This window comes from Frigoribacterium sp. AC394 (assembly GCF_979258095.1).
In genome coordinates, this window is record NZ_OZ409834.1 from 1,797,468 (window position 1) to 1,822,764 (window position 25,297).

Sequence of the window (25,297 nt, forward strand, 5' to 3'; positions counted from 1 at the left end):
CCGCTTCGGCGGGTGCGCCCTCGTCGTCTCCTCCACAGACCCCCGTCGTGCGCCCCCGGGTTGAAAACGGCCCCGAGGAGGCGCGGTGCACCCCGACCCTCCCCTAACGTGACGGCATGACGAACGTACGGCGGTGGCAGCGGCACATCGCCGCGCCCGTGGCTGCGGTCGTCTACTTCGCGTTCTGGGTGGCGAGCACCTGGGGCAACGGCGGCGTCGCCGACAACGCCGTCGTCTTCGGTCTGTTCGCGATGGCGATCGGGCTGGCCTACTGGATGCCCGTCACGGCCCTCGTGCTGGTCGTCGTCGTACCCGTGCTGCAGCTGTTCGGAGTCGTCGAGGCCCCGCGAGAAGACACCTGGGGCGCCTACGTGGCCATCGCCCTGGTGATGTTCTTCGTCGCCGTGCGCCCCTCGCCGTGGCTGCGCCTCGCGGCCCTGCTGATCGCGGCCGGCGTCGCCGCGCTCGGCGCCTGGCTGCTCGCCGTGCCGACCATCACGCGCCCCTACGTCTGGAGCAGCTGGGTCGGCACGGGCGCCGCCGGCGGGCTCCGTCTCGAGTTCTCGCTGCTGACGGCGGCGCTCTTCGGCGTCTTCGCCGGGGCGTGGGCGATCGGCGTGGCGTTCGCGAGCATCCGGCGCGTGCTGGTCATCCGGCAGGCGCTCGAGGCCACCGAGACCCGGTTCGAGGCGACCGACTTCGAGCTCCGCATCGCTCAGGAGCGCGCCCGCATCTCGCGCGACGTGCACGACGCGCTGGCGCACTCGCTGGCGGTCGTCGTCTCGCAGGCGCAGGGGGCGATCGCGTTGCAGCACACCCGACCCGAGGTGACGGCCGAGTCGCTGCAGAACATCGCCGAGGTGGGTCGCACGGCCCTGCTCGACGTGCGGCGCCTCGTCGAGCGGATCACGCAGGACGACGACGTCACGGCGCCCCGCGAGACCCTCGCCGACATCGAGGGGCTCGTCTCGGCGATGCGCGAGGTCGGCATGGACATCGGCGTCACCGAGGAGGGCGAGCCCGGCGAGCTGGCGCCGTCGCAGCAGCTCGCCGTCTACCGCATCGTGCAGGAGAGCCTGACGAACGCCCTCAAGCACGCCGGCACGACGAGCAAGGTCGTGATCGCCATGGACTGGCGGGGGCCCGGCCTGTCGCTGCTGGTGACCTCGCGGGGTCGCGGCGCCCCGCTCGTGGCCGCACGCACCGGGGTCGACCGCGGCGCCGGGGTGCGCGGCATGGTCGAGCGGGCGCGCCTGGCCGGCGGGTGGCTGACCGCGCAGCCGTCGAGCGACGGCACCGGGTTCGAGGTGACCGTCTTCGTGCCGACCAGGCGTCGGCCCGACTCGGCCCGCACCTCCGGCGCCTCGACGGGCAACTACCCGCGCACCCTGCTCGACGGGACGGGTGCGGGTTCGTCGGGCCCCGCCCCTTCTCCTGCTGGGCACGCGCCTGCGGCTGCACCCGCGCCTTCCGCTGCTCCGCCCGCTCCTCACGAGAGAGACCCTCATGCCTGACCTCACCGAGCCGACCCGCGCCATCCGCGTCGCCGTCGTCGACGACCAGCCGCTCTTCGCCTCGGGTCTGCGGATGCTGATCGAGGCGCAGCCCGACCTCGCCTGCGTGGGCACGGCCGTCGACGGGCGCGAGGCGCTCGAGCTCGTCGCCCGCGAGTCGCCCGACGTCGTGCTGATGGATCTCCGCATGCCGGTGATGAACGGGCTCGAGGCGACGGCGCGCATCCTCGAGGGGGTGTCGCCGGACGATCTGCCGCGGGTCGTCGCGCTGACGACGATCCAGCGGGACGAAGCGGTGTTCGGTGCGCTGAAGGCCGGGGCGTACGCGTTCCTCACGAAGGACGCGACGCCCGACGACGTCATCACGACGATCCGTGCGGCGTTCGCGGGCGACCCGGTGCCGACCGCGGGGGCCGCACTCGACGTCGTGCACGAGTTCGCCGTGCCGCCGACCGCGCCGCCCCGGGTCGACCCGCTCGCGCCCCTGTCGCCCCGCGAGCGCGAGATGTTCACGCTCGTCGCGAGGGGCCTGAGCAACACCGAGATCGCGACCGAGGCGTACCTCAGCGAGGCGACGGTGAAGAGCCACGTGCGCTCGGTGCTGCAGAAGCTGGGCATGCGCAACCGGGTGCAGATCGTCGTCTTCGCATACGAGAACGGCGTGGTGTCCGGGCCCGACCGGAGGCGCGGGTGAGCAGCCGAGAGCAGCTCGCCAAGCGGATCACCGCGGTCTCCGTCGGGGTCGTCGTCGCCGGGGTGATCGCGGTCGGCATCCCCGCCAATGCGGCCTACACGCTGCCGAACCCGCCCGAGCAGGACCGCGCGGAGTGGCTGATGCCGCTCGACGCCTACATCGGCCCGAGCACGACGAGGCTGACCTACGCCGAGGAGCTGCTGATCGAGCCGTGCCTGCAGGCGGCGGGATTCGAGGGGGTCGAGGTCCCGTGGCGAGACGTCGACGCGGCGACGAACGCCCTCGAATCGCAGCCGGTGCGGGCGTTCGATCTGACCGACGCCCGGGCGCGCGGCTACCACGTGGCGCCGACCGACGACCCGGGGGCGACGGCCTGGCGCACCTACTCGACGACGGTGTTCGCCGATCCCGTGTTCGACGCCCGGATGAGGTGCGGCGACCAGGTGCTGACGGAGCACCCCGAGCTGGCACAGGACGACCTGACGTCGTCGATCGCGATCCGGCTCGGCGACGCCGCGTTCTCGGAGGCGCGGCGCGACGACCGCGTGCTCGACACCGCCGACGAGTGGCGGAGCTGCCTGATCGACGCCGACGTCTTCGAGACGGGGCCGTTCGCGACGGAGGCGCTGGCCGAGACCCTGCCGCGCTCGCCCGCGGGGATGCCGACGATCGACATGGCGGCCGAGTTCGGGTCGGACGACCCGTCGTCGCCGATCAGCAGCGACGAGATCCGCCTGGCGACGGCCGACGCGGCGTGCCGGGAGTCGTCGGGGTATCTGGAGGCGCTGTACCAGGCCGAATGGCAGCGACAGCTGACCGTGCCGCACGACTACGGCGAGGTGCTGGCCCAGGTCGACGTCGAGGGCATCGCGGCGGCGACGCGGACCGTCGAGCGGGTGCTCGAGACGCGGACGCCCGCACGGCGGTGACGGCGGCGCGGCGAGGTCATCCCCCTTTGCGGGGGCTGCACATTCGTGCGGCCGGTCTCTAAACTGCGACCAGAGGAACAGCAGGGGAGCGGGGGCGACCTGTCGGCCTGATCGACTCTGCGCCCGGAGCCGTTCAGGCCGGCGGGTCACGCGCGTGCCTGCCCCCTCTCCGTGAGACCACGGCCCGGCTGCGACGATCGCCTCGCACGTCGTCGTGGGAGGCCCTTCCTCCTTCCAGCTATTACGCATCGACGCGCAATACCGCACTGCCGAAAGGCCCTTTCTCCCTAGCGCTACTACGCATCGACGCGTAACACCCGTCGCGGGAAGGCCCCTTCTCTCTCGAGCTATTACGCATCTACGCGTAATAGCTCGCCACGGAGAGGGCCCTTCTCCCTCACACTCCTACGCATCTACGCCTAATAGCTCGCACGCGATCACCGCAGCTCGGCGAGGCGGCCCCCCTCGAGGCGGCCCTCCTCGAGTCAGCCCCCTACGAGGCGGAGCCGTCGGTCGCGGCAGCGGGCAGGGCGGGCCGGGGCCGGGCAGGGCGGGGCGGGGCGGGGCTAGCCTGTCCGGGTGAGCGACTCCTCCGGCACGACGGGCCCCGACGCGGGTCTCGTGTTCGGCCTCGTCGTCCGGGCCATGGCCAGCGGCACGCTGCTCGGCATCGCCGTGGTCGTCGTCATCGCGATCGTCTCGTCGATCGGGGCGCCCGCCGGGGTGTCGACGTCGTCGTACCTGTTCGCCGCACCCGTGGCAGGCTTCGTCGGCGCGCTCGTCGCCCTCCTCGCCGTCACCGTCGCCCTCATCACGGTCCGCCTGGTCGACCCGCACCGCCGACACCCCCGCCGCCGCATCGCGCTCGGAGCGATCACCGCCGGGCTCGCCGTCGGTGCCGCCGCCCTCGCCGCCGACTCCCCCGGCTTCACCGTCCCACCCTGGGCGGCCGCCGTCGGAGCCGTCGCCACCGGCGCGTTCGCCGTCCGCAGCCTCGTGCGCTATGAGCGGCTGCGACGCACGCCCGACGCACCGCGTCGCTCCCGGGAGGACTAGCGGCGCACCCCGGCCTCGGGCGCCGCCTCGCCCACAGCACCGGCACCGGCACCGGCGCCGGCGCCGGCACCGCCCTGCGGGACGACACCCGCGGTGCCGACCTCCGCCGCGCCTCCTGCAGGGGCTTCCGAGTCCGCCGCAGACCGAGCACCCCGCTCCGGCACGGCTCGCACCACGCGGCTCGCGTAGAGCACCCCGCCGACCACGACCACTCCCGCCACGAGCTCGACCACGTCGGGCACCTCGTCGAACGCGAGCCACGACGCCAGCACGCCGATCACCGGGACGAGCATCGAGAACGGCGCGACGGTGCTCGACGGATACGTGGCGAGGAGGCGCGTCCACAGCCCGTAACCGAGCACCGTCGCGACGAGCACCACGTAGAGCAGCCCCACGATCGACGGCAGCGCATCGAGGGTGAACAGCGTCGCGAACGTCTCGCCGATCCGCGCCGGGCCCTCGACGACGAACGACAGCGCCAGCATCGGGATCGGCGGCACGACCGACATCCACAGCGTCAGATGCAGCGGGTTCGGAGCGGCCGCCCGCCGCACCGCCACGTTGCCGAGCGCCCAGCCGAGCGCCGCGCAGAGACACAGCACGACGGGCAGCAGCGCCGCGACCTGAGACCTGTGCACCGCGATCACGGCCAGCGCCAGCACCGCCACGCCGATGCCGATCGCCTGCCGTCGCGTGATGCGCTCGCGCAGCCAGATGCCCGCGATCACCACGGTGAACGGCGCGGACGCCTGCAGCACGAGCGATGCGAGGCCCGACGGCATGCCGGCCTCCATGCCGAGGTACAGGAACCCGAACTGCAGGATCCCGAGGGCGAATCCGACCATCAGGAGGCGCGGCCACGGGATCGCCGGACGCGGCACCAGCAGCAGGGTCGGCACCGCCAGCAGCGCGAAACGCACCGCGACCAGGAGGAACGGCGGGAAGTGCTCGAGCGCCAGCGCCGTCATCGGGAAGTTCACTCCCCAGCAGACCGCGACGACGAGGGCGAGGAGGCGGTCGCGGGGGCTCATGGCTCCATGCTGGCGGATGCCTCGTTGCAGGACCAGCGCGCATCTCCGCGGTGACCTTGTAGCCTCCCTTCATGGACGTGCAGCATCTCGAACTCCTCCGCGAACTCGGCGAACGAGGCAGCGTCACGGCCGTCGCCGCCGCCACGCACCGATCGCCGAGTGCAGTGTCGCAGCAGCTCAAGACCCTGCAGCGCCAGCTCGGCGTCGAGCTGGTGCAGCGGGTCGGACGCGGGGTGCGACTGACGGAGGCGGGGCAGGCGCTCGCGCGCGCCTCCTTGGCGGTGTCGACGGCGGTGGCCGAGGCGGAGGCGACGCTCGAGGCGGTGCGGACGGGCGCGACGGGCGTCGTGCGGCTCGCGGTGTTCCCCTCGGCGGCCGAGCTGCTGCTGCCCGGGTTCGTGACGCGGATGCGGGGCCACGCCGGCATCGAGGTCGAGATCGACGACCGCGACGTGAGCGAAGACGAGTTCGCACGGCTGACCGCGGACTTCGACGTGGTGGTGGGGCACCGGTCGGACGGGGTCGCGCCTCCTGACCGGTCGCGGCTCGCGGTCGTGGCGCTGCTGCGCGAGCCGCTCGAGGTGGCGATGCCGCTCGATCACCCGCTGGCGGGGCGGGAGCGCGTGACGCTCGGCGACGTGATCGGCGAGCCGTGGATCGGCGTTCCGGTCGGGTTCCCGATCGACCGCGTGCTGATGGCCATGGCGTTGCGGGCGGGCGTGACGCCGGACGTGGTGCACCGCAGCACGCACCTGCCGCTGCTCGAGAACATGGTGGCCGCGGGGCATGGGGTGGCGCTCGTTCCGCGGCACACGTCGGCGGGGCGCGCACGGGGGCGGTTCCATCTGGCGACGCTCGAGGAGGTGCGCGCCGGGCGGCACATCGAGGCGCTGATGCGGCCGGATCGGGCTGTGCGGCCGGCGGTGCGCGTCGTGGTCGACGAGCTGCTGGCGGAGGCGCGGGTGACCGAGGCGGCCTCCGAGGAGGCGCGGATCGCCAGCGCCGTGGTCAGCTCAGGCGGAGCGGACGAGGCGGACGCGCCGGGCGCAGTGGCCTAGCGGACGCCCTGAGTGGCGAGGTAGGCGACGGGGTCGGTGGCGAGCCCGTTCTGACGGACCTCGAGGTGCAGGTGGCAGCCCGTCGAGCCGCCGGCCGTGCCGACGCCCGCGATGTTCTGACCGGGGGTCACGGTCTGACCCTGCGACACGAAGATGCCCGACGACTCCATGTGCCCGTAAGCGCTGCTGATGCCGTTGCCGTGGTCGATGATCACGAGGTTGCCGTACCCGCCGGCGGGGCCCGCGTACGAGACGGTGCCGGCGGCGATCGAGTAGATCGGCGTGCCGCACGAGGCGCCGAAGTCGGCGCCGGCGTGCAGCTTGTACTCGCCCGTGATCGGGTGCACGCGGTAGCCGTACGCCTGGTACGAGCCGAACGAGCGGATCGCGGCGACCCAGCCGGTGCCGGGGTCGGGCTGCGTGGTGCCGGGGCCGGAGCCCGCACCGACGCTGATCGGACCGGTGCCCGCGGCGCCGGCCTGGAGCTTCGCCTGGGCGGCCGCCGCCTCGGCGGCCTGCGCCTGGGCGAAGGCCTGCTCCATCGAGATGCGGTCGTCTTGCAGCACGACGAGCTGGGCGGCCAGCGTGGCCTTCTCGGTGTCGATCTTCGCCGCGTCGGCCTTGGCGGCCTCGTTGGCGGCGACGGCCTCGTCGAGGGCGGCGTCGGCCTCGTCGGTCAGGCGGTCGCGCTCGTCGAGGGCGACCTTGGCCTGGTCGGCGAGCGAGGTCGCGAGGTTGTCGGCGGCGATGGCGCGATCACGCAGAGCGTCGAGGTTCTCGCCGACCTTGCTCGACATGCTGAGGCCACGGAGGGTGTCTTCGGCACCGGCGCCGGACGACAGCAGGTCGCTGAGGGTGCCGGTGCTGGTCGGGCGGGCGAGCATCGCGGCGGCCTGACCGACGACGATCTCGGACGAGGCGGACTGCTCGCGGGCCTCGTCGGCCTTCTTCTGGATGGCGGCGTAGGTCGCATTGGCCTCGTCGGCCGCGGCCTGCGCGTCGACGAGCACCTCACCGGCGGCGTCGGCGGCCTTCTGGGCGTCTGCGGCCCGGTTCGTGGCCGCCTCGAGTGCGGCCTCGACGTCGGCGATGGCGTCTTTCTTGGCCGTCTCGGAGCTGCGGGCCTCTTCGATCTGAGCCCAGGTGGGGGCGGCGGCCTGAGCCTGAGCGGGGACGGCGAGGAGCGAGGCGACGCTGAGCCCGACGACGGCGATCGCGGTCGTGACGGCACGTCGGCCCCGGGAGGCGCGGGTCGACCCGGAGAGGTCGGGGCGCGTGGTGAGGCGGTGCATGCTTCTCAGTCTCGATCAGAACGGCTGGGACATTGCTCGACGACTGTCGGCGGAGTCCCAACACTATCGTCATGCCCACGTCGCGAGGCGGACCAGCCCCGATCTGGGGGCGAGAACCGCGTCCTGCTATCCCTGAGCACTAATCGGAGTTCTCGATCATGAGCACACTCAACTCAGCCTCGAGACGAGTGCGCAAGGCCAAGACATCTTCCACCTCCATCCCGATACGTGAGTGGAAATCGAAGTCCTGACCGATGTATTCGATGGTCATGGTCATACAGTTTATGAGGATCTGCAATTCCCCCGACGAGAGATCCACGCCTTGCGTCATGAATCGTCTTCTAAGATGCCTCTCCACGGTGCCCTCTATCTATTCGTTTATTCGCTTGCCAACAAGTATGTGATTAATTTATTTATGGCCCCACATGCCTATTCCATGATTTTCTTTTCCAGTTGCCTGCTTTTTTCCTTGATGCGAAGTCTTAGATCTTCAACGATTTCGACTGTGCCCCCTGCCCTGACCTCATATTCCGCCTCGAGTTGACTTGCGCTATAGGAATGATTAATGCAATTTAAAAGAATTATAAAATCGTCGGACCGGAATTCAACTGTGATTCTTTTGTTCGTCATATACTAATCTGCCTTCTCGAAGTCTGCGATACCTCTGACCGGTCTATACATAGTACTCTTGCCAGGCTTGAGCGAGTTATAGACGACCATATTACCTTCACACCAGAATATAATTCGTCCATTAATTCCGCTTTTATAAATGCCATTATTTATCACGTCTTCAGCGACGCCTCTGTACTGTTGTCGATCCATACCGGGATATTCGGCTGCATGCCCCTTATAACTGTGATCGCCAGCAATGCTTTTTGGCCGCAGTGCCGGCTGACTCCGCGTCTGGGATGATCTCCGCGCCGACCGCCGCTGAGCTACCCGGCAAGGGCGAGGCGCCGGTGGCAACCGACGTCGCCAGAACAACGGCGAGCGTTCCCGCAAGCGTGATCGAGATACGACGACTTCGACGTAGAAGCACTGATTCCCCCAGCTCAGGCCGATGTGAAATCCCGGAAGAAAGACCGGTCCACTCAGCTGAATCTGAAGATAGGGCCTGAGCGGGATTTGAAACAGCCGTGAATTGTGCCCTATTCGGGACGATTGCATTTTCGGGGGACAATTACATTCCGCAGTCGTTACTCGCGCGGGCATTGACTTCCTCGGCGGCCGCGAAGTCGGTTACATCCGAGATCAAACTGTTACTCATCACAGCCCAGGGGTGAGACCCGAAGACTGCCCAGACAGCTCCTTGCCGCGCCTCCTCCACAGGACCCGCACCTCCTCGGTGTGAACTCGGCGCTTAACGCCGCTGTCACATGGACGCCTCACCCGTGAAACCCTGGTGCCCTAGCGTCGTAGCGACCGACACACCCTGATCAGGAGGCCCCATGACCGCGAGCGCGCAGGCCGAGAAGCGACCCGTCGACCGGATCCCGCCGCTGCGTCGGCTGTTCCCGCTGGGGCTGCAGCACGTGCTCGCGATGTACGCGGGGGCGGTCGCGGTTCCGCTGATCGTCGGCGGTGCGCTGGTCGGCATGGGCGAGCTCCAGCCGGGCGACATCGCGTACCTGATCAGCGCCGACCTGCTCGTCGCCGGCATCGCGACCATCATCCAGTCGGTCGGGTTCTGGCGCTTCGGGGTGCGGCTGCCGCTGATGCAGGGCTGCACCTTCGCCGCCGTCGGCCCGATGATCGTGATCGGCGGCGAGTACGGCATCACCGCGATCTACGGCTCGGTCATCGCGAGCGGCGTGTTCATGATGCTGCTCGCACCGTTCTTCTCCCGGCTCGTCCGGTTCTTCCCGCCGATCGTCACCGGAACGGTCATCCTCATCATCGGCGTCTCGCTGATGGACGTCGCGGCCGGCTGGGTCGGCGGCGGCACCGGCTCCGAGGACTTCGGCGACCCGCTCGACATCGGGTTCGCGGCGGGGACCCTGCTGCTGATCATCCTGATCGAGCGGTTCGCGCCTCCTGCGATCCAGCGCGTCTCGATCCTGCTGGGGCTCGTGATCGGCACCCTCGTCGCCTGGCCGTTCGGCCTCACCGACTGGAGCGGCGTCGGCGAGAGCGCCTGGTTCGGCCTCGCACTGCCCTTCCACTTCGGGCTGCCCACGTTCCCGATCAGCGCCATCGTGTCGATGTGCATCGTCGGCCTCGTGATCATGACCGAGACGACCGGCGACATCATCGCGGTCGGCGAGATCGTCGACGAGCCCGTCACCCCGCGCCGCCTCGCCGACGGCCTGCGCGCCGACGGCCTCTCGACCGTGATCGGCGGCGTCTTCAACACGTTCCCGTACACGGCGTTCGCGCAGAACGTCGGCCTGGTCAGCATCACCGGCGTGCGGTCGCGCTACGTGGCGACGTTCGCCGGGGTGATCCTCGTCGTGCTCGGACTCGTACCGGCACTCGGCGCCGTCGTCGAGGGGGTTCCCCTGGCGGTGCTCGGCGGCGCGGGCGTGGCGCTGTTCGGCATGGTCGCCGCGAGCGGCATCCGCACGCTGTCGAAGGTGCGGTTCAACAACTCGAACATCCTGATCGTCGCCGTGGCGCTCGGCGTCAGCCTGCTGCCCACGGTGAGCCCCGACATCTACGCGCAGTTCCCGACCTGGTTCACGATCGTGTTCGACTCGGGCATCAGCGCCGGGGCGCTCGTCGCCGTGCTGCTCAACCTGCTGCTCAACTCGGAGTCGCAGCAGCGGCGCCACGGCGGCAGCGACCGCGACGTGTCGGCGCACGACGCCGTCCGCGGCCCGTCCGCCCCGGCGGCGGCCGATCGCGACGCCTGAGCCCCCGGGGGTTCGGCAGCGGGGGCCGAGGAGGCGCGGGTCGATGAGCGCGTCGGTCGCGAACGGTCAGCGGCTGGCGGGTCGGCGGCTCGCGGTCAGCGGCTGGGGGTCGGCGGCTGGCGGTCAGCGGCTGGGGGTCGGCGGCTGGCGGTCAGCGGCGAGCTCGGCGCACCGGGCGATGCCGGCGACGACGCGAGGCGATCATGCTGATCAGCGCGACGAGGGCGGCGATCATCATCGCCGCTCCGAAGATCACGAGCACGGGCTGCGGATCGGTGCACGTCGGGTAGTCGACCGAGCAGACCGTGAACGGGGGCGCCTCCTGCCCCTCCGCGTCGAGCACCGCGAAGGAGGCGCGCCCCAGCGAGAAGATCGCCAGACCGAGCAGGGTCACGACGACCAGCAGGCCGGCGAAGATGCGCCGCACGATCCGGCCGTCGTCCACTGAGCTCATGCCTCGAGTCTCGCGCTCGGACCCTGTGCTGTCATCGGCCTCAGGGCGGACCCGGGATCGTTCGCGAGTCGCGCCTCGCGTGCGTGTCGCGAGCCGCGCCTCCTGCAGTCGCGAGCCGCGCCTCCTGCCGCTCGCGAACCGCTCCTCCTGCCGGTTCGGCGGGTTCCCGTCATCTGCGGCGGGTCAGCGCTGACCCGCCGCCGATGACAAGAACCCGCCGCATCGCCTGCAGCCCCCGCGAACGCGCACCCGCCAAACCCGACCCCGCCGAACCCTCTGGCGCCCCGCGAACGCGCACGCGCGGACGGACGCGCGGACGGCCCGCGCCCGTCGCCTAAAGTCGAACGCGCCGCATCGCGGCACCCCTCCCTCTTCTTCTCCCCAGGAGTCCTCGTGACCGCTCCCTCCCCCGCGCCCGTCGTGCGCCCGCACCGCGACGACACGGTGCTCGGCGTCCTGCGGTCACCGCGCCTCCTGACCCGGGAGGCGCTGGCCGGCATCGTCACCACGCTCGCCCTCGTGCCCGAGGTCATCTCGTTCTCGGTCATCGCCGGCGTCGACCCGATGGTCAGCCTGGTCGCCTCGATCGTGCTCGCCCTCGTCATGTCTCTGCTCGGCGGCCGCCCCGCCATGGTCACCGCCGCGGCCGGTTCGGTCGCGCTCGTCATCGCCCCGCTCGTCCGTGCGCACGGCGTCGAGTACGTGCTGCCGGCCGTGCTGCTCGCCGGAGTCATCCAGATCGCGTTCGGCACGGCGGGGCTCGCCCGGCTGATGCGGTTCATCCCGCGGTCGGTGATGATCGGCTTCGTCAACGCCCTCGGCATCCTCATCTTCATGGCCCAGGTGCCGCACCTGATCGACGTGCCGTGGATCGTCTACCCCCTGTTCGTGCTGACCATCGTGATCGTCGTGCTGCTGCCGCGCCTGACGAAGGCCGTGCCGGCGCCGCTCGTCGCCATCGTCGTCGTGACCGTGATCGTCGTCGCGGCCGGGCTCGACGTGACCACCGTCGGCGACGAGGGCGAGATGGGCGGCGGGCTGCCCGGGCTCACCCCCTGGCTCGTGCCGTTCTCGCTCGAGACGCTCGGCATCATCCTGCCGACCGCGCTCAGCGTCGCGTTCGTCGGCCTGATGGAGACCCTGCTGACCGCGAAGCTCGTCGACGACATCACCGAGACCCCGTCGCGCAAGGGCAAGGAGTCGTGGGCGCTCGGCGTCGCGAACATCGCCGCGGGCGCCTACGGCGGCATCGCCGGTTGCGCGATGATCGGCCAGACCGTCGTCAACGTCAAGATCGGCCGGGCCCGCACCCGGGTGTCGACGGTCGTCGCGGGGCTGTTCCTGCTGCTGCTCGTCACCGCGCTGAGCGAGGTGATGGCGCGCATCCCCATGGTCGCGCTGGCCGCCGTGATGATGATCGTCGCGATCTCGACCGTCGACTGGCACAGCGTCCGGCCGTCGACGCTGCGGCGCATGCCGATCCCCGAGACGCTCGTCATGGTCGTCACCGTGGCCGTCGTCGTCGCGACCGACAACCTCGCGCTCGGCGTCGCAGTCGGCGTGCTGCTCGCCATGGTGCTGTTCGCGCGGCGGATCGCCCACGTGATCCGGGTCGAGCGGACGGTCGGAGGAGGCGCGGCGAGGGCGGACGGCAGCGGGCACGGCAGCGACGCCTCGGTCCGCTACGACGTGATCGGGCCGCTGTTCTTCGGCAGCAGCAACGACCTCGTCGAGCACTTCTCGTACGCCGACGACCCGGCGCGGGTGACGATCGACCTGACCCGCGCCTCCATCTGGGACGCCTCGAGCGTCGCCGCCCTCGACGCCGTCGGCACGAAGTACGCCGCGCACGGGGTGGAGGTCGAGTTCGTCGGGCTCGACGACCGCAGCAGCGAGTTCCACGGGCGGTTGACGGGCCGGCTCGGGAGCTGAGCCGGGGCTGAGCAAGCTTGCGGGGGCTGCGGCGGGTTCGTGTCATCGGGGGCGGGTCAGCGCTGACCCGCCGAGGATGACGGGAACCCGCCGAACCCCGAGAAGAGCGCGGAACGTGAGGCCGAACCCGCCGAACCCCCGTAGGGCGAGCGCAGCGGGGCTACGCGCGGCGGCGGCGCAGCTCTCGGCGGAGGGCGCGGCGCTCGCGCCACGAGGGCGGGGGCGGCGGCACCTCCGCGGCCTCGCGCGCACGACGCTCGACGCGCCGCCGGTGCCAGGCCAGCACCTCGGCGTCGACGTCGCGCGTCGGCGTCACCACGGGAGGTCCGCCGCGCAGCTGCCGCCGCGCCTCGACGATCCGCGCGTTGTAGTCGTCGACGTGCGCGCGCACCGCGGCCTCGGCGAACAGCCCGTCGAGGGTCCGCTCGAACGACGCGTGCTCCGTCCGCAACGACAGCGCAGGAGGCGCGAGCCCGGTCAGCCCCTCCCTCTCGATCAGGCCCCGGATCCACCAGTCGGGGTCGACCGTGTCACCGGCCAGACCGGGCAGCGGCTTGCCGGCCAGCGGCAGGTCGTCGAAGTCGCCGCGCGCGATCGCCTGGTCGATGGCCGTGCGGGCCCAGGCGCGCATCTCGGCCGCGGTGCGGTTGTCGGTCGGAGCGTCGGCGGCGGGAGCCGCACCGTCGGTGCGGTAGCGGGCCGCGGCCACCCGGGGGTCGTTCGCCGCGCCTCCTGCCCGACCCGCACCTCCTGCATCGCCGGGTTCGGTTCGCCGTTCCATGCGCGAGAGAGTACGCCGCGCCTCCTGAACCGGGACGCCGAGGAGGCGCGGGTCGGGGGACACCGAGGAGGCGCGGGTCAGGCCCGCGGGTCGTGGACGGCGGTCCCGTGGGGCACCCGCCGCGCGAGCACTCCGGCGAGGAGCAGCACGATCACTCCGGCGGCCGGCATGACGAGCAGACCCCAGCGCAGCGAGGTCGCATCGGCGACCAGCCCGACCAGCGGCGGCGAGAACAGGAACCCGAGACGCATCAGCCAGCTCAGCAGCGTCAGACCGGTGCCGCGCCGGAAGCCGGGCAGCTGGTCGGCCGCGTGCATCGCTCCGGGGATGAGCGTCGCCACGCCGAAACCGGCCGCACCGAAGCCGATGATCGTGCCGGGGATCGACGGGAACGCCAACGCGAGCCCCGTGCCGACCGCGACCAGCACGCCGCCGATCCGCGCGACGGTGCGCTGCCCCAGCCGATCGACCATGACGTCGCCGACCAGCCGGCCGATCAGCTGCATGCCCGCGAGCGACACGAACCCGAGCGACGCGATCGTGATGCTCGCCCCCAGCGAGCCCGAGAGGTAGACGGCGGCCCAGGTGTTGCCGGCGTCCTCGACGATGGCCGCGCCCATGGAGACGAGCACGAGGGCGGCCAGCACGGCCACCGTGCCGAAGCGGAGGGCGGAGCGGCCGGCGCCCGCGGCGACCGACGCGACGGACGGGTTCGACTCGACCCGCGCCTCCTCGGCTGCTGCGGTGCTCGTCGCTTCGGTGTTCGCCGCGCCCGTGCCGGCTGCGCTCGTGTCGGACGCCTCGGCGTCTGCCGCCTCGCTCTCGTCGGTCGGCTCGGGGCCGGCGAGCATCGAGCGGTACGAGAGCAGCGCGACGACGCAGAACAGCGCGGCCGAGACCGACAGGTGCACGGGGGTGGGGATGCCGAGCCCCGCGGCCGCACCGCCCATCAGGCCGCCGATGACGGCTCCGACGCTCCACGCGGCGTGGAACGAGTTGAGGATCGATCGCCCGTAGCGCCGCTGCACCCGCAGGCCGTGCGAGTTCTGGGCGACGTCGGTGATGGCGTCCATCGCTCCGGCGAGGAAGAGACCCGCGGCGAGCAGGGCCCACGACGGCGCGACACCTGCGGTGAGGACTCCGAGGCTGGTCACGATCGTGCCGGCGACGGCGACCCGCGACGACCGGAACCTGCGGATCAGCAGCCCCGCCGCCAGCCCGGCCACGATCGCACCGAGCGGGAACGCCGCCACGGCCACCCCGAACTCGGCGTTCGACAGCCCGAGCCCGTCTTTGATCGCCGGGTAGCGCGGCAGCAGGTTCGCGAAGATCGCGCCGTTCGTCAGGAACAGCAGCGACACCGCCCAGCGCGCACGCTGGATGTCGCGAGGGACCGGGGGGCGAGACGTCGTCGTGCTCATGGGGGGCTTCCGGGTGGGGGTGCGGGGCGGAGGTGCGGAGGTGCGGAGGTGCGGAGGTGCGGGGTGCGGGGTGCAGGGCGGGGTGGCGCGCTGTGTACGAACGTACATTAGCGGCGAAGAACCCCGTTCGCGAAGATGAACCGCGATATATCGTGGTTCATCTTCGCGAACGGGGTTCATGGGCACGCGCCGCCGCGACGCAGGCCGAGGAGGCGCGGGTCAGGAGGCGCGGACCGGCTGCAGCTACAGCGTCGCGGCTAGAGCGTCGCGGCCGCAGGGTCCCAGCTCTCGGGCAGGGGCGCGGGCTTCGCCACGCTCGACGCCACGTCGACGACGACGCCGCTCTCGGCCGCCTCCGACACGGCGAGCAGCACGTCGAGCACGTGCGCCGCGACCGCGCCGCTGGCCCGCTCGCTCTCGCCCCCGCGGATCGCCCGGGCCAGGTCGAGCACGCCCGACCCCCGACCGTACGTCGACCCGACGGCGGTGAGCGTCTCGGGCTCGTCGTGGCCGAAGCGCCACAGCGTCGAGTCGCCCTCGAACATGTTCGGATCGGGCAGCACGATGGTGCCCTCGGTGCCGCTGATCTCGACGAAGCCCGCCCGGGGCAGCGCGTTCTGGAACGAGAAGGTCGACTGCGCCGACTGCCCGCCCTCGAACTGGATCAGAGCCGCGTGGTGCGTCGGCACCTCGACGGGGAACGTCTGCCCGGCACGCGGACCGCTGCCGATGGTGCGCGTGTCGAACGACTTCGACGACACGGCGCTCACCCTGCTGGCCGAGCCGAAGGCGTGCACCAGCGTGCTGACGTAGTACGGACCCATGTCGAACAGGGGGCCCGCTCCGACGGCGAACAGGAAGTCGGGGTTGGGGTGCCACGACTCGGGGCCGGGCACGTGGAACATCGTCGTCGCCGAGAGCGGCTCGCCGATGTCGCCGCGGGCGATGGCCCGCATGGCCGACTGGATGCCGGCGCCGAGCACCGTGTCGGGTGCGCACGCGACGCGCACGCCGGCGGCGTCGGCCGCGGCCAGCAGATCGCTGCCCGAGCGGTGGTCGAGGGCCAGGGGCTTCTCGCTCCACACGTTCTTGCCGGCGGCGATGATCTGGCGACCGACCTCGGCGTGCACGGCCGGGATCGTCAGGTTGACGACGATCTCGATCTCGTCGATCGCGAGCAGCTCGTCGACCGTGCCGTGCCCGGGCACGCCGTACGTCTCGGCCTGGCTGCGGGCGCGATCGAGGTCGAGGTCGGCGACGAAGAGCACCTTCAGGTCGGCGAACTTCGTCATGTTCTCGAGGTAGGTGCCGCTGATGACACCCGCGCCGATGACGCCGACGCCGACGGGCCCCGATCCGCGAGCGGCCGAGGCGGCCGAGGTGGAGGACGTGGCGCTCACGCGTTCGCCTCCGTGTCGTTCTCGGCGAGCCACGCGTACGACGCGGCGATGCCCTCGAACACGTCGCCCGAGTAGGCGTCGAACTCGACGACCCGGAGGGCGTGCGGTGCGGCGGCGAGGATGGCGCGCACATCGACGTCGCCCTGCCCGGCCGGGGTCTGGTTCTCGAATGCGGCGGCCAGCGCCTCCGGCACGATCAGTGCGCTCTCGCTGCTGGGCAGGGCCGTGGCGATGTCGCCGCTGACCTTGCCGTCCTTGATGTGCAGGAACTGCACGCGGTCGCCGAGCGACTTCAGCACGGCGGGGGTGTCGGCGCCGCCGACGGTGGCCCAGAAGGTGTCGAGCTCGAGCACGACGGAGGGAGAGAGCAGCTCGACGAAGAGGTCGTAGACGGGGCGGCCGTCGACCTTGTTCGTGAACTCCCACTGGTGGTTGTGGTACCCGAAGCGGAGCCCGTGACCGGCCGCCTCGTCGGCGAGCACGTTGACGCGCTCGGCGATCGCCTTGACGTCGTCGGCGGTCTGCCAGCGGTCGCTCGGGATGAACGGGTCGATGACGGTCTCGAGACCGATCTCCTTCGCGGCGTCGAAGACGCGCTGCGAGTCGTCGGCGTCGATCACGGCGCTGTGACCGGTCGGCGCCGTGACACCGGCCGCGGTCAGTGCGGCGGCGATGTCGGTGGGGTTGTCGGCGAAGCCGTACGGCTCGACCTTCGTGAAGCCGATCTCGGCCAGACGGGCGACACTGCCCGGCAGGTCGGCGGAGATCGCGTCGCGCACGCTGTAGAGCTGGACTGAGGGTGAGCTGCTCATGGGGATACTCCTTCGTTCCGGTGGTCCGATGTGAACGCCGGACACCATTCAACTACTTCTGTCGACGCACATGCAAAAGGTGTTCGATCATCGGCGACCAGCGCCGTCGGCCGAGGAGGCGCGGCCGTCGGCCGAGGAGGCGCGGGTGCGGAGCCGAGGAGGCGCGGGTCGGCCGCACCGCGCCTCCTGCACCTGCCGGCACCGCACCTCCGGCACCGCGCCTCCTGCCGATCCGGGCCGCGACTCCGAACCACCGGGCATGACGACCACCGCGAGCGCCACCCGCGAGATCACGACCACCGCACCGCTGCAGCGCGCCTGGGAGATCGGCACCCCGCTCGACCCCGTGGGCTTCTACCCGAAGTGGGGACCGCTGCCCGAGGTGCAGGCCGTGCACGGGCAGACCGGCGGGTGGGACGCGCCCGGTCAGACGCGCCTCCTCGAACTCTCGGGCGGCGGGTCGGTGCGCGAGACCGTCACCCGGGTCGACACGCCCTCGCTGTTCATCTACGACCTGACCGACTTCCGCGGGCCGCTCGAGAAGCTCGTCTCGGGCGGACGCGCCGCCTGGCGGTACATGCCCGACGGCGACGGGACGCGCGTGCGCTGGCGGTACTCGTTCACGGCGAAGCCGGGTGCGGGGCCGATCGTGCGCGGCATCGTGCGCTTCGCTTGGGGGCCCTACATGACCCGCGTGCTGACGGGCATCGGCGCCGAGCTCGACCGCGTGGGCGTCGAGCGCTGATCGCGCCCTGACCAGGACTTTGCACGCTCTGCAGCTTCACAGGAGCGTGGCGGCTGCTTGGCGGCACGCCCACAGCGGACTCTCACGTAGATTCGTCTCGGGAGTCATCCCGACGGTCGACGCGACCCCGCTCATCGACCGCCAACGCGCCTCACAGCCCCAGCCCGAAACCCGGAGCCCAACCCCGTGAACATATCGCTGACCACCTGGCTCATCACCATCGCGGTGACGATCGCCTTCTTCGTCTACGAGTTCTTCACCCATGTGCGCAAGCCGCACGAGCCCACGATCGGCGAGTCCGCCCGCTGGTCCGCCTTCTACATCGGCCTGGCGCTGCTGTTCGGCGTCGGGATCGGCGTCACGAACGGCTGGGGATACGGCGGCGAGTACTTCGCCGGCTACCTGACCGAGAAGGCGCTGTCGATCGACAACCTCTTCGTGTTCCTGCTGATCATGACCGGGTTCGCCATCCCGCGGATGTATCAGCAGAAGGTGCTGATGATCGGCATCGTGATCGCGCTCATCATGCGCGCGGGCTTCATCGCCGCCGGCGCCGCCCTCATCGAGAACTTCTCGTGGGTCTTCTACATCTTCGGTGCGCTCCTGTTCGTGCTCGCCTACCAGCAGCTCAAGGGCGACCACGGCGGGAACGCGGCCGACAACATGTTCGTCCGCATCGCGCGCCGCATCCTGCCCGTGCACGACGACTTCAACGGCGACAAGTTCACCGTCAAGATCTCGGGCAAGCGCTTCGTCACCCCGCTGCTGCTCTGCGTCATCGCCATCGGCTTCGTCGACCTGGTGTTCGCGCTCGACTCGATCCCCGCGATCTACGGTCTGACCAACGAGGCGTACATCGTCTTCACCGCCAACGCCTTCGCCCTGATGGGTCTGCGCCAGCTGTACTTCCTGATCGGCGGTCTGCTCGAGCGTCTCGTGTACCTGTCGCAGGGTCTCGCCGTCATCCTCGCGTTCATCGGCGTGAAGCTCGTCTTCCACGCCCTGCACGTCAACGAGGTGCCCTTCATCAACGGCGGCGAGCCGCTGCTCTGGGTGCCCGAGATCCCGATCTGGCTGTCGCTGCTGTTCATCGGCGCGACGATCACGGTCGCCACGGTCGCGAGCCTCGCGAAGACCCGCGGCGACAAGAACAAGAACGACCGCGCGACCGTCGAGGGCGAGCCCGTCACGCGTGCCACCGACGACGCGAACGACAAGGGCGCGGGTCGCCACTGACCCCGCTCGTGATCCCGTGACGCCGAGGAGGCGCGGGTCGGCTGGTGCCGGCACCGCGCCTCCTTCGTGTGTGCGGGGTGTGGGGTGCGGGCGTGGGGTGGGCGTGGTGCGTGGTGCGGGCGGGTGCCTGTGCGTGGTGCGGGCGGGTGCGGGCGGGTGCCTGTGCGTGGTGCGTGCCGGTGCGGGTGCGTGGTGCGGGCGGATGCGTGGTGCGGGCGGGTGCCTGCGCGTGGTGCGTGCGGGAGCGTGGTGCGTGCGGGAGCGTGGTGCGGGCGGGTGCCTACGCGCGTGCGACCACGGGCGGGTGCCGGTACCGATACGGGTTTGGCGGGTCGGTGTCATCGGCGGCGGGTCAGCGCTGACCCGCCGTGGATGACTCGAACCCGCCGCAGGGGCGCGCAGCACGTCGATGGTGCAGGAGGCGCGGGCCGGCAGGAGCGGGCGGGGCGCGCCGCCCGCACGCCAGGTTGTGGACACGACGCCAGGTTTAAGAGTGGCGTCGTGTCCATCTCCTGGCGCGGTAGCGGGCGGGGCGGGTCACGCCGCCACGAACTCGACATCCCGCCACGAGAAACGGTGGCGGGTTGTCGAGACGGTGGCGGGATGTCCGCTCGGGAGGCGCGGGGTCAGCGGGGGCGGGTGCTCGCGAGGTGCTCGTGGAACTCGGCGGCGACCGCGTGCGGCTCGGGGGTGAGGACGGTCACGGGATCGGCGTCGGCGATCTCGAGGACGACCCACGCGCCTCCTCGGAGTCGACGCCGGTGGTCGACCGGACTGACCTCGACGCCGACGATGCTCGCGACCGGCCACTCGGTGGGCTGCCCGCCGCGCAGCCGCGACGTCAGATCGGGGAGGTACCGGAGGCGCCGGCTCGACAGGACGAATCGGCCCCCGTACCCGGCACCCCCGGTCGGCAGGATGAGCGCGGCGACCGTGCCCCAGAGGAGCGTCTCGCCCGGCTCGACCGGGAGGGAGCGCCACGAGCCGAAGGCGCGGATCTGCGCCAGTTGCCCGATGCTCAACGCGGCGACGACGAGCATCAGCCCGATGAGCAGCACGTCGAAGGTCGTCCGGTCGTCGTCGGCGATGCGGACCGGCACGTTGACGCCGAGCAACACGACCGGGACCAGCAGCTGCCAGAGCGCCGATCGACGCAACCGCCGTTCGGACCCGCTGCGCGGTGGGTCGAGCGGCGTCCGCAGCGTGCTCGTCGACACGGGGTCAGCTGCCGTCGCGGAGGTCGGCGGGCGCCGTCTCACCGAGCGCGATGCGGTCGAAGCGCGCCTCGCACGTCTCGCCCTGCGGCGCCTGCGCGAGGAACCCGACGTGCACCGGCCCGTCGACCTCGAGCCGGAACTGCCGCACGAACCGCCACTCGACTCCGTCGTCGGACGAGTGGAACGCCCAGCCCGGACCGACCCGAGTCACCCGCACGAACGCGGCATCGCCCTCGACGGCGGTCGAGTTCACGTCGTCCGACCAGCCGTTCGTGACGACGGTGACGATCATCGTCTCGCCCTGCGGGGAGTTCTCGAAGCAGATCTTGGCCCAGTGGTCGGGGTCGCTCCAGAGCGCGAGGGCCCCGGCGTCGAAGGTGGTGCGCGCGCCGACGATGGTGATGCGCGCCGAGAGCGTGAACTCGTCGGGGGCCTCGAAGCCGAGACTCGTCGCGGCGTGCTGGGGCTCGGCGCCGAGGGCGTCGTTCGTCCAGTCGACGCCGGGTGCGGAGCGCAGCACGAGAGCGCCGTCGGCGTCGAGCGACGCGTCGCCCTCGCCGTTCGTCCACGAGAGGGCGGGCAGTCCGGCGACGGTGAGGGTCATGCGCCGACCCTAGCGGCGCGGGGTGCGAAGCGGGCGGCGAGCGCGGCGAGCTGTGGACAGAGCGGAGGAGGCGCGACGGCGGGTGGGAGGTGCAGGCCGGAGGCGCGGGTCGGGCGGCGCGGGCGGGCGCGGCCGCCAGCACGCCGGGTTGTGGACACGACGCCAGGGTTAAACGTGGCGTCGTGTCCATCTCCTGGCGCGGTGCCGGCGGGGAGGCGGCGCGGCGCAGGAGGCGCGGGTCAGCCGGTGCGGGCGGGGCGCGGGTGCGGCGGGTCGGTGTCATCGGGGGCGGGTCAGCACTGACCCGCCGCGGAGGACGCGAACCCGCCGCAGGGGGCGCAGCATGCCGACGGTGCAGGAGGCGCGGGCCGGAAGGAGCGCTCGGGTACCGTTGTCATGACCGCTGGGAGGCGACGTGCTGGCTCGACAGGAACGCATGCTGCGTGCCGTCCTGTCCACCTCGGTCGGGGTGCTCGTCACGGCGACCGCCCACTCGCTCGGCGGGGGCGCGTTCCCGCCGCCGCTCCTCCTCGCGCTCGTGTTCGTCACAGGCGTGCTCGGCTGCTTCGCCGCCGGCGGTCACCGCGTCGCCCTGCCGAACCTCGTCGTCGCGATCGGCCTGCTGCAGGGGCTGCTGCACGTCACCTTCTCGATCGGGCACGGCTCGCTCGGACACGGGTCGGTCGGGCACGGCTCGGTCGGCGTCGACCCGACCAGCGCCTCCTCGGCCGGGTCCACCGGTCACGGCTCGCACGCGCATCTCGTCACGATGCCCGACGTGGGGGCGGCGTCCGCAGACATGGGCGCCATGCCGTCGGGGACGATGCTCTGGGCGCACGTCGTCGCGGGCGTCGTCACGATCATCGCGCTGCGTCTCGGGGCCTCGGCCGTGCGACAGCTGGCTCGCAGCGTCGCCGTCACGGTCGGCACCGCGATCGCGTCGTCGCACCTCGGCCGCCTCGTCACGGCGCTGATCACCGCTCTGGTCGCGGCGCTCGCGTCGGCGATCGCAGCGCTCGTCGACCCGATCGCGCTGGTCCGTCGTCGGCACCGCCTCGTCGGCGAGCACGTCCGGGCCGCCTGCCGCCGGGCGTCGTCGCTGCTCGGCACGACGCGGGGGCTGCGGGGCCCTCCGGTCGGGGCGCTCGCCCACTGACCGCGCGGGTCGCCTGACTCGCGTGGTCCCGGCGTGCCGCCGCCCCGTCCGGGTGCGGCCGCGCCGGACGACCGCACCCCGGGGATCACCCCGCCCGTTCGAAGGACCCGCTCCGCCATGCGCTCGCGCACCCAGAACCGCCACGACTCTCATCTCGACTCCGTCGCCCGAACCGCCCGAACCGCCCGCGCCTCCCGTCCGTTCGCCGCGGCGCTCGTCGCCGGCGCCGCAGGGCTCGCCCTCGCCGTCGGCATCCCGATGGCGGCCTCCGCGCACGTCGAGCTCGAGGCCTCGTCGACCGCGCCGGCCACGCTCAGCGTGCTGACCTTCGCCGTCGGGCACGGCTGCGAGGGCTCGCCGACGACCTCGCTCGCGATCGAGCTGCCCGCCGGCGTCCAGTCGGTCACCCCCACCGTGAAGCCCGGCTGGACCATCACCGAGTCCGCCCCGCCCGCCGACCCGACCGTGCTCGAGGCGACGACCGTGACGTACACGGCCGACACCCCGCTGCCCGACGGGTTCCGCGACACGGTCGAGATCTCGGCGCTGCTGCCGCTCGACGGGCAGGCGGGCGACCTCGTCGCGTTCCCGACCGTGCAGACCTGCGAGTCGGGATCGTACGCGTGGAGCGAGCTGCCCTCCTCCGACCCCGACGACCCCGAGCCGAACGAACCGGCGCCCGCGCTGGTGCTGACGGACGCGGCCTCGAGCACGGGCTCGACGGACTCGGCGGACGGGTCGGCCACGACGGCCACAGCCGACGCCGGCGCCGGCGCCACCGCCGCCGCGCCGATCGACGACACCGCCCGTCTGCTCGGACTCGCCGGTCTCGCCGTCGGGGTCGTCGCCGTCGTGCTGCTGACCATCGGCCTCCGTCGCCAGCAGGAGGCCCGTCGATGAGCGGCCACGCGCACGACACCGCGGCGCCCGACACCGCAGGGCCCGACGCCGCTGGGCCCGACACCGCAGGGCCCGACACCGCGGGGAGCCGAGGAGGCGCGGGTCGGCCCCCGCAGTCACCCCACGACTCCGAGGCGGTCGCGACGGACCACCCGACCGACGGGGGCTCCGCGGGCGACGCGACCCGCGCCTCCTCGGCCTCGCCCTCTGCCGGATCGCGCGATGCCGCGCCGCACCCTGCCGCACCGCGGCGCGGCTGGTTCGCGCCGCTGCTGCTGCGGCTGCACTTCTTCGCGGGAGTGCTGGTCGGGCCGTTCATCCTCGTGGCGGCGCTGACCGGTGCCGCCTACGCGCTGACCCCGTCGATCGAACGGGTCGTGTACGCCGACGAGCTGACGGTGCCGGCTGCGAGTGCCGAGGCACCCGCCCTGCCCCTGGCCGACCAGATCGAGGCCGCCGCGCGGGTGGTGGGCGACGACGGGGCGCTGGTCGCGGTGCGGCCCGCTCCCGAGGCGGGCGACACGACACGGGTCATGTTCACGGGCGACGACCTGATCGAGAGTCAGACCCGCGCGATCTTCGTCGACCCGGCGACCGCCGAGGTGCGGGGCGATCTACCGGTGTACGGGACGAGCGGGGCGCTGCCGCTGCGGACCGCGGTGAGCGACTTCCACCGCAGTCTCGGGCTCGGCGACGCCGGCCGGCTGTACAGCGAGCTGGCCGCCAGCTGGCTCGGCGTGGTCGTCGTCGCGGGCGGGGCGCTGTGGCTGGTGCGGTGGCGGGCGGCCCGGCGGCGGGCGCGTCCGGCGGATCGCGCGCGTGCCCGGCGGGGCATGCTGCGGCCTGAGACCGGTTCGACCGGTTACCGGCGCATCTTCTCGTGGCACGCGTCGACGGGGATCTGGCTGCTCGTCGGAGCGCTGTTCCTCTCGGCGACGGGCATCACGTGGTCGCAGTTCGCGGGCGAGAACGTGACCGGGCTGCGGTCGGCGCTCAGCTGGTCGAACCCCGCGCTGACGACGGCGCTGCCCGCTGACGGTGCGGGGTCGGGTGCTGGGGCCGGGTCCGGGTCTGGTGCCGGGTCCGGGTCTGGGGCCGGGTCGTCGGCGGAGGACGCGGCCGACGTCGCGGCCGACCCGCATGCCGGACACCACGGAGCCGAGGAGGCGCCGGTCGCCGACGCGGACCCCGCCGACTTCGACGCCGTGCTCGCCGTCGCCCGGACCGTCAACGTGAACACCGGGCAGGTCGAGATCAAGCCGCCCGCCGACGCCGCGAGCGCCTGGACGGTCACCGAGATCCAACGCAGCTTCCCCACCGAGGTCGACGCGGTGGCGGTGGACGCGTCGACGCTCGAGGTGGTCGGACGCACCGACTTCGCCGACTACCCGGTCATGGCGAAGCTCGCGCGCTGGGGCGTCGACACCCACATGGGCTCGATGTTCGGCCTGGCGAATCAGCTGCTGCTCGCGGTCACGGCGCTCGGCATCGCGGCGATGGTCGTGTTCGGGTACCTCATGTGGTGGAAGCGGCGGCCGACGCGCGGTGCACGGGCTGGTGCTGCGGGGGCTGGTGCTGGGCCCGCTGCCGGCGCCGCTGGCTCCGCGCGCACTGGGGCTGGCACCGCGGCCGGGGGCGGAGGCGGGCGGCTCGCCCGGCTGCGTCCCGGCCCCGCGGCGCCGGCCGGGGCGCTGACGCGCGCGCCGTGGTGGGGTGTCGCGCTGGTGCTCGCGGTCGGAGGAGTGCTGGCGCTGTTCCTGCCGCTGCTCGGGGTGTCGCTGGTCGTGTTCGTGGTCGGCGACGCCCTCTGGACGGCGAGTCGGCACTGATGCGCGACCCGCGCCTCCTCGGCTCGGCTCGTCGCTGAGGACTCGAGGAGGCGCGGGTCGCGGCCGCCCCGCCCCTCCCCCTGTGCAAATCGCGACCGCCGCCGCCCGGTTGTGTGCAAATCGCGACCGCGCCGCCCCGGATCTGTGCAAATCGCGACCGCGCCGCCTCGGATCTGTGCAAATCGCGACCGCGCGCGGCGGCTCCGGCGGGCCGAACCCGACCTGTGCACGCTCACGCACTGCGAAGAACCGGGCTATGACGCCCCGAACCGCCGAAACGGTCGCGATTTGCACACCCCGGCAGGCGCGCCATGCTGTACCCGACCACCCGACCACCCGACCACCCGACCACCCCGCGCACCCCGCGCCCCCGCGCACCCGCGC

22 protein-coding genes are annotated in these 25,297 nt (G+C 72.0%); 12 read left to right on the plus strand and 10 right to left on the minus strand.

The window, feature by feature from the left end:
* Positions 1 to 116: 116 nt before the first annotated feature.
* From ACZZY9_RS08260 to ACZZY9_RS08275, 4 genes are all read left to right on the plus strand, one after another.
* Entirely contained in the window at positions 117 to 1,514 is a 1,398-nt protein-coding gene (locus ACZZY9_RS08260) for a sensor histidine kinase (protein WP_463463731.1), read from the plus strand.
* Complete coding sequence (locus ACZZY9_RS08265; protein WP_463463732.1) at positions 1,507 to 2,208, plus strand: response regulator; 702 nt, start codon at positions 1,507 to 1,509, stop codon at positions 2,206 to 2,208. The genes ACZZY9_RS08260 and ACZZY9_RS08265 overlap by 8 nt, the downstream gene beginning before the upstream one ends.
* On the plus strand, positions 2,205 to 3,137 hold the full coding sequence (locus tag ACZZY9_RS08270; RefSeq protein ID WP_463463733.1) for a hypothetical protein: 933 nt from the start codon (positions 2,205 to 2,207) through the stop codon (positions 3,135 to 3,137). Before ACZZY9_RS08265 ends, ACZZY9_RS08270 begins: the two co-directional genes overlap by 4 nt.
* A 579-nt stretch (positions 3,138 to 3,716) precedes the next feature.
* Positions 3,717 to 4,193, plus strand: a complete 477-nt coding sequence (locus ACZZY9_RS08275; protein ID WP_463463734.1) for a hypothetical protein — start codon at positions 3,717 to 3,719, stop codon at positions 4,191 to 4,193.
* Here ACZZY9_RS08275 and ACZZY9_RS08280 read toward each other — a convergent pair.
* Positions 4,190 to 5,224 (minus strand): EamA family transporter, encoded by a 1,035-nt coding sequence (locus ACZZY9_RS08280; RefSeq protein ID WP_463463735.1) that lies wholly within the window; start codon positions 5,222 to 5,224, stop codon positions 4,190 to 4,192. The two genes, ACZZY9_RS08275 and ACZZY9_RS08280, sit on opposite strands and share 4 nt — an antisense overlap.
* Positions 5,225 to 5,295: 71 nt before the next feature.
* On the opposite strand from ACZZY9_RS08280, the gene ACZZY9_RS08285 reads away from it, so the two are divergent.
* Entirely contained in the window at positions 5,296 to 6,282 is a 987-nt protein-coding gene (locus tag ACZZY9_RS08285; RefSeq protein WP_463463736.1) for a LysR family transcriptional regulator, read from the plus strand.
* Here the strand turns inward: ACZZY9_RS08285 and ACZZY9_RS08290 are convergent.
* Positions 6,279 to 7,574: a M23 family metallopeptidase gene (locus tag ACZZY9_RS08290; protein WP_243215573.1), complete on the minus strand. Its 1,296-nt coding sequence runs from the start codon at positions 7,572 to 7,574 to the stop codon at positions 6,279 to 6,281. The genes ACZZY9_RS08285 and ACZZY9_RS08290 overlap by 4 nt on opposite strands.
* 139 nt (positions 7,575 to 7,713) lie before the next feature.
* A complete protein-coding gene (locus ACZZY9_RS08295; protein ID WP_463463737.1) occupies positions 7,714 to 7,845 on the minus strand; it encodes a hypothetical protein in 132 nt (43 codons plus the stop codon).
* 1,177 nt (positions 7,846 to 9,022) lie between these two features.
* Here ACZZY9_RS08295 and ACZZY9_RS08300 point away from each other — a divergent pair.
* The gene (locus ACZZY9_RS08300) at positions 9,023 to 10,426 is read left to right on the plus strand and encodes a nucleobase:cation symporter-2 family protein (RefSeq protein WP_463463738.1); all 1,404 of its coding nucleotides are present in this window, start codon (positions 9,023 to 9,025) and stop codon (positions 10,424 to 10,426) included.
* A gap of 151 nt (positions 10,427 to 10,577) precedes the next feature.
* On the opposite strand, the gene ACZZY9_RS08305 is transcribed toward ACZZY9_RS08300, so the two are convergent.
* Positions 10,578 to 10,880 carry a hypothetical protein gene (locus tag ACZZY9_RS08305; RefSeq protein ID WP_192061677.1) on the minus strand — a complete coding sequence of 101 codons (303 nt, stop codon included), beginning with the start codon at positions 10,878 to 10,880 and terminating at the stop codon, positions 10,578 to 10,580.
* A 393-nt stretch (positions 10,881 to 11,273) separates the two neighbouring features.
* On the opposite strand from ACZZY9_RS08305, the gene ACZZY9_RS08310 reads away from it, so the two are divergent.
* Positions 11,274 to 12,812 carry a SulP family inorganic anion transporter gene (locus ACZZY9_RS08310; protein WP_463463739.1) on the plus strand — a complete coding sequence of 513 codons (1,539 nt, stop codon included), beginning with the start codon at positions 11,274 to 11,276 and terminating at the stop codon, positions 12,810 to 12,812.
* Positions 12,813 to 12,972: 160 nt separating this feature from the next.
* On the opposite strand, the gene ACZZY9_RS08315 is transcribed toward ACZZY9_RS08310, so the two are convergent.
* From ACZZY9_RS08315 to ACZZY9_RS08330, 4 genes are all read right to left on the minus strand, one after another.
* Positions 12,973 to 13,593, minus strand: a complete 621-nt coding sequence (locus tag ACZZY9_RS08315) for a DnaJ family domain-containing protein (RefSeq protein WP_463463740.1) — start codon at positions 13,591 to 13,593, stop codon at positions 12,973 to 12,975.
* 77 nt (positions 13,594 to 13,670) lie between these two features.
* Positions 13,671 to 15,014: an MFS transporter gene (locus ACZZY9_RS08320; RefSeq protein ID WP_463463741.1), complete on the minus strand. Its 1,344-nt coding sequence runs from the start codon at positions 15,012 to 15,014 to the stop codon at positions 13,671 to 13,673.
* A 257-nt stretch (positions 15,015 to 15,271) separates the two neighbouring features.
* Positions 15,272 to 16,414, minus strand: a complete 1,143-nt coding sequence (locus ACZZY9_RS08325) for a Gfo/Idh/MocA family protein (RefSeq protein WP_463463742.1) — start codon at positions 16,412 to 16,414, stop codon at positions 15,272 to 15,274.
* The gene (locus tag ACZZY9_RS08330) at positions 16,411 to 17,226 is read right to left on the minus strand and encodes a sugar phosphate isomerase/epimerase family protein (RefSeq protein ID WP_463463743.1); all 816 of its coding nucleotides are present in this window, start codon (positions 17,224 to 17,226) and stop codon (positions 16,411 to 16,413) included. Before ACZZY9_RS08330 ends, ACZZY9_RS08325 begins: the two co-directional genes overlap by 4 nt.
* A 70-nt stretch (positions 17,227 to 17,296) precedes the next feature.
* Here ACZZY9_RS08330 and ACZZY9_RS08335 point away from each other — a divergent pair, with 70 nt between their 5' ends.
* Together ACZZY9_RS08335 and ACZZY9_RS08340 are read left to right on the plus strand one after the other, a co-directional pair.
* On the plus strand, positions 17,297 to 17,971 hold the full coding sequence (locus ACZZY9_RS08335) for an SRPBCC family protein (RefSeq protein WP_463463744.1): 675 nt from the start codon (positions 17,297 to 17,299) through the stop codon (positions 17,969 to 17,971).
* A gap of 186 nt (positions 17,972 to 18,157) precedes the next feature.
* The gene (locus tag ACZZY9_RS08340; protein WP_463463745.1) at positions 18,158 to 19,207 is read left to right on the plus strand and encodes a TerC family protein; all 1,050 of its coding nucleotides are present in this window, start codon (positions 18,158 to 18,160) and stop codon (positions 19,205 to 19,207) included.
* A gap of 626 nt (positions 19,208 to 19,833) precedes the next feature.
* Here the strand turns inward: ACZZY9_RS08340 and ACZZY9_RS08345 are convergent.
* Both ACZZY9_RS08345 and ACZZY9_RS08350 read right to left on the minus strand, forming a co-directional pair.
* Positions 19,834 to 20,424: a hypothetical protein gene (locus tag ACZZY9_RS08345; RefSeq protein ID WP_463463746.1), complete on the minus strand. Its 591-nt coding sequence runs from the start codon at positions 20,422 to 20,424 to the stop codon at positions 19,834 to 19,836.
* 4 nt (positions 20,425 to 20,428) lie between these two features.
* On the minus strand, positions 20,429 to 21,028 hold the full coding sequence (locus tag ACZZY9_RS08350) for a DUF1349 domain-containing protein (RefSeq protein WP_463463747.1): 600 nt from the start codon (positions 21,026 to 21,028) through the stop codon (positions 20,429 to 20,431).
* Positions 21,029 to 21,464: 436 nt separating this feature from the next.
* Between ACZZY9_RS08350 and ACZZY9_RS08355 the strand changes: the two genes are divergently transcribed.
* The 3 genes from ACZZY9_RS08355 (at position 21,465) to ACZZY9_RS08365 (ending at position 24,913) form a co-directional block, all read left to right on the plus strand.
* Positions 21,465 to 22,184 carry a hypothetical protein gene (locus tag ACZZY9_RS08355; protein ID WP_463463748.1) on the plus strand — a complete coding sequence of 240 codons (720 nt, stop codon included), beginning with the start codon at positions 21,465 to 21,467 and terminating at the stop codon, positions 22,182 to 22,184.
* 117 nt (positions 22,185 to 22,301) lie between these two features.
* Positions 22,302 to 23,084, plus strand: coding sequence for a YcnI family copper-binding membrane protein (locus tag ACZZY9_RS08360; protein WP_463463749.1), 783 nt, complete (start codon positions 22,302 to 22,304; stop codon positions 23,082 to 23,084).
* Positions 23,081 to 24,913, plus strand: a complete 1,833-nt coding sequence (locus ACZZY9_RS08365) for a PepSY-associated TM helix domain-containing protein (RefSeq protein WP_463463750.1) — start codon at positions 23,081 to 23,083, stop codon at positions 24,911 to 24,913. The genes ACZZY9_RS08360 and ACZZY9_RS08365 overlap by 4 nt, the downstream gene beginning before the upstream one ends.
* Positions 24,914 to 25,297: the final 384 nt, after the last annotated feature.

Bases quoted from the DNA above. Each gene is read 5' to 3' on its own strand.
- ACZZY9_RS08260 (WP_463463731.1), top strand. From the start codon at position 117: ATGACGAACGTACGGCGGTGGCAGCGGCACATCGCCGCGCCCGTGGCT.
- ACZZY9_RS08265 (WP_463463732.1), top strand. From the start codon at position 1,507: ATGCCTGACCTCACCGAGCCGACCCGCGCCATCCGCGTCGCCGTCGTC.
- ACZZY9_RS08280 (WP_463463735.1), bottom strand. From the start codon at position 5,224: ATGAGCCCCCGCGACCGCCTCCTCGCCCTCGTCGTCGCGGTCTGCTGG.
- ACZZY9_RS08285 (WP_463463736.1), top strand. From the start codon at position 5,296: ATGGACGTGCAGCATCTCGAACTCCTCCGCGAACTCGGCGAACGAGGC.
- ACZZY9_RS08290 (WP_243215573.1), bottom strand. From the start codon at position 7,574: ATGCACCGCCTCACCACGCGCCCCGACCTCTCCGGGTCGACCCGCGCC.
- ACZZY9_RS08295 (WP_463463737.1), bottom strand. From the start codon at position 7,845: ATGACCATCGAATACATCGGTCAGGACTTCGATTTCCACTCACGTATC.
- ACZZY9_RS08300 (WP_463463738.1), top strand. From the start codon at position 9,023: ATGACCGCGAGCGCGCAGGCCGAGAAGCGACCCGTCGACCGGATCCCG.
- ACZZY9_RS08305 (WP_192061677.1), bottom strand. From the start codon at position 10,880: ATGAGCTCAGTGGACGACGGCCGGATCGTGCGGCGCATCTTCGCCGGC.
- ACZZY9_RS08315 (WP_463463740.1), bottom strand. From the start codon at position 13,593: ATGGAACGGCGAACCGAACCCGGCGATGCAGGAGGTGCGGGTCGGGCA.
- ACZZY9_RS08320 (WP_463463741.1), bottom strand. From the start codon at position 15,014: ATGAGCACGACGACGTCTCGCCCCCCGGTCCCTCGCGACATCCAGCGT.
- ACZZY9_RS08330 (WP_463463743.1), bottom strand. From the start codon at position 17,226: ATGAGCAGCTCACCCTCAGTCCAGCTCTACAGCGTGCGCGACGCGATC.
- ACZZY9_RS08335 (WP_463463744.1), top strand. From the start codon at position 17,297: ATGCAAAAGGTGTTCGATCATCGGCGACCAGCGCCGTCGGCCGAGGAG.
- ACZZY9_RS08350 (WP_463463747.1), bottom strand. From the start codon at position 21,028: ATGACCCTCACCGTCGCCGGACTGCCCGCCCTCTCGTGGACGAACGGC.
- ACZZY9_RS08355 (WP_463463748.1), top strand. From the start codon at position 21,465: ATGCTGCGTGCCGTCCTGTCCACCTCGGTCGGGGTGCTCGTCACGGCG.
- ACZZY9_RS08360 (WP_463463749.1), top strand. From the start codon at position 22,302: ATGCGCTCGCGCACCCAGAACCGCCACGACTCTCATCTCGACTCCGTC.
- ACZZY9_RS08365 (WP_463463750.1), top strand. From the start codon at position 23,081: ATGAGCGGCCACGCGCACGACACCGCGGCGCCCGACACCGCAGGGCCC.